3 protein-coding genes are annotated in these 3,519 nt (G+C 34.1%); all 3 read right to left on the minus strand.

Annotation, left to right across the window (positions count from 1 at the left end):
- Positions 1 to 1,041 (minus strand): hypothetical protein (locus tag AC1DTM_RS20510; protein WP_477000753.1); only part of this gene is annotated, 1,041 nt, incomplete at its 3' end.
- A 175-nt stretch (positions 1,042 to 1,216) separates the two neighbouring features.
- Positions 1,217 to 1,906 carry a response regulator transcription factor gene (locus tag AC1DTM_RS20515; RefSeq protein ID WP_033710726.1) on the minus strand — a complete coding sequence of 230 codons (690 nt, stop codon included), beginning with the start codon at positions 1,904 to 1,906 and terminating at the stop codon, positions 1,217 to 1,219.
- Between the two features lies 1 nt (position 1,907).
- Positions 1,908 to 3,365: a sensor histidine kinase gene (locus AC1DTM_RS20520; RefSeq protein ID WP_002160212.1), complete on the minus strand. Its 1,458-nt coding sequence runs from the start codon at positions 3,363 to 3,365 to the stop codon at positions 1,908 to 1,910.
- Between the last annotated feature and the right edge of the window lie 154 nt (positions 3,366 to 3,519).

Consider the following 3,519-nt stretch of genomic DNA (forward strand, 5'->3'; position numbering starts at 1 on the left):
CATCGGCACAACTGTATACTTCATTCCTTGCTGCAGAGTTGCACCATTTTGTAAGTCGAAGATTCCTACTGTACCTTTTCGAGAGCTGAAGCGATATTGTGCTTCTACTTTATTTCCGTCTGCACTTTGTAATTCTACTTTTCTACCAGCAAAAAGTTCCATACTCGGATCTTTGTCTAATGTAACTTGAATAGACTTATTATCTATTGCTTCTGCACTTTGAATGACTAACGGAGCGATAGACGAAGCAGTAAATTTCGGATTTTTAACAGTTGCCCAGTCAGACGTAATTGTGTATTCTGTTCCTGGCTTCAACGTTTGGCCTGCAGGTAGGCGGAATTTAGGCGCTTGTCTACCATCTGCTGCTTGTGTAAACGGAACATATCCAACTTCAATTTTCTCACCTGAACTTGCTGTAATCGTTAGTTTTCTATCACGAAGTGAAGAAATGATTTGATATTGTTTACCATCTTTATCTTTATTTTCTTCATCTAATTGGAATGCTTGATTACCTCTTCCTGCTTTATACGCTTCAATAATATTTGCATAATCTACCACACCATCTTCTAAAAATGATTCAATTTCAAACGTATCATTTGTCACTTGCTTCGCTTGGCGAACATTAATCTTTTCCGAACTTCCTTCAAACTTTTCTTTTTTACCACCCTTATAACTTAACGTATATTTTTCACTTGGTTTTTGCACCTTTACAGGTACGATATATGTACTCGTTGCCCCTGTTTTTAGTCTCGGTACATTCACAATTTCCAGGCCATTACTAAACACGAAGTTTTTCTTAATAGCATCTAAGTTTTCTAATTTCACTTCTTCTTCTGATAACGGTTTAGCAAACGTTAGTTGCAATGTCATCGCATTTAATGGCTCTAATTTCGTAATTTGTGCTTGTTGTTTTTTCTTCTCTTTTTTCGCCTCTTGCTTCGTTTCTTGTTTTGATTCCGCCTTCGTTTCACCTTGCGCGCACCCTGTTACAAGTACTGTAAATCCAATTACTGCTGGTACTAAAAATTTCATTTTTTTCATCTTTATACCCTCCAAATTTATGATTAATATCTTCATTGTTTCCTATGATATTTATAATAAATAGCGGGTATAAATTGCCTATAAATAAATTATTAAAAAAAGATAAAATAAAGATAATATATTTTTAATCTCATTTTTTTCAATAAAAAAACCTATCAACAATTTGACAGGTTCACTACACATTAAAGCGATAACCAGCTCCCCACACTGTTTCAATATATTGCGGATGAGCAGGATCTCTTTCAATTTTTTCACGTAACTTTCTAATATGAACAACAACCGTCGCTAAATCACCAGCTGAGTCTAATCCCCAAATACGTTCAAATAACTGTTCTTTATTTAACACTTGGTTTGGATGCATTACAAAAAATGTTAATAAATCAAATTCCTTCGTTGTAAACGCAACTTCTTTATTATTTATAAAAACTTTCCTCGCTCGCTGATCGATAGAAATCCCGTGAATGTATAATGTATCACGCTTCTTAACCATATTTCCTGATAATCTTTCATAACGAGAAATATGTGCTTTTACTCTTGCAACTAACTCACTTGGACTAAATGGTTTCGTTATATAATCATCTGCACCTAATCCGAGTCCGCGAATTTTATCTATATCTTCCTTCTTTGCTGAAACAAGCAAAATAGGAATGTCTTTTATAGCGCGTATTTGTTTACAAATTTCAAATCCGTTCATCTTCGGAAGCATAATATCTAAAATAATTAAGTCATAATCTTCCTGTAAGGCCCTTTGTAAGCCTGTTTCTCCAGAATGCTCTACATCAACTTGAAAATCATTAATTTCTAAATAATCTCGCTGTAATTCTGCAATACTTACTTCATCTTCAATTAGTAAAACTCTCTTCAATTCATTCACCACATTCCTGTACTTTTTGCAGCGAGAAGAAAATACTTGTGCTTTCTCCAAGCTTACTTTCTGCCCAAATTTTCCCACCATGTTCTTCAACAATTTGCTTCGCTATCGCTAAACCAAGTCCACTTCCACCTGTGCTAGAATTTCGTGATTGCTCTGCACGATAAAAACGCTCAAAAATATATGGAAGTGTATCAGATTCTATTCCTGATCCATTATCCTTTACCTTCACGATAACTTTGTTTTCATTACTTGATGCTGTAACGGTAATTTTTTTCTCACCTTTATCCATGTACTTCACACTATTATGAATTAAATTCGATATAACTCTCTTTATTTTTTCACGATCCGCTATTACATATAGCGGTGATACATGCTGTAATTGTAAGTATACAGATATACCTTCTTCACTTAAATCCATCTGCATCTCTTCTATTAAATCTTGCATAAACATATTTAACTCTATCGTTTCAAACTGAAATGGAACTCGGTTCAAATCGAGCTTCGAAAACAAAAAGAGTTCATCAATGAGTGTGTCCATATGTTTTGCTTTCGTATGAATGGTTGTTAAATATTTATCCATTTTTTCCGGCGTATTTGCTATCCCATCTTTTATTCCTTCCACATAGCCTATAATAGATGTAATTGGTGTTTTTAAATCGTGAGAGATGTTTGAAATAAGTTCTTTTCGATTTTCTTCATATTGCGTTTGCATCTCAATCGACCCTTTTAACTTCTTCCTCATTTCCTCAAATCCTTGGTTTAACTGTCCTATTTCATCATGCGATGTAGCTGGAATTTGAAAATCTAAATTTCCTTCTTTAATTCTCTCAGTCGCATCTTTCAATACAAAAATTGGTTTTATAACACTTCTTGAAACGAAGTAACTTAATAGTCCAATAAGTAAAATGGCTAAAAGTAAGAGCGATACGAACAAAATTGGAAATAATTTTTGTGTAAGATCTACGAACGAACTTTGCTTTTTTAGTACAAATATACTCCCTTCTTCATTCTCTGGAAAATAAAAATCAAATTTTACATATCGATAAAATGTACCATTTAGTTCCGTTGTTCCACGACTATTGATATTTGTCTTTTCAAACTTTGGAAGAGCTTCTTTTAAAGCTACGCTTTCAAATACTTTTGAAGCATATGAAATTGCTTCTCCTTTCCTTACAACTATTTTCACATCCTCCTCTTCGATCGATGACATGAACGATTCATCTAACAATTGCGATTGATTCTGTTTAGCCTCCGATTTCAATTCAAGAAAAATATTTTCTTCTTCTGCCGTCAGTGGCTTTTGAATATAAGAACTTTTGTAGAAATTTTTCACTGATTCTAAATCACCAGTTATCGAAAAAACAATTAAAAATCCCGTAACTAATATAAGCGTAATGGAAACGAGAATAACAGCGATATAAGAAAATAAAAATCTTGTTTTAATAGACATAATTAAAATCCTCACTTTCCCCCGCTATTTGTGGGCAGTAAGACTCCCACCTCAAAATTCGCCTGGAGCAAAGAAGTTAGGTGGAAGATCAACTGCCCGTAAACGCCCGATTGGTGAAGGCTAATAATCAGTGGGGGATGAACAAAACCCCCAC

The organism is Bacillus sp. P4_D3 (genome assembly GCF_056401855.1).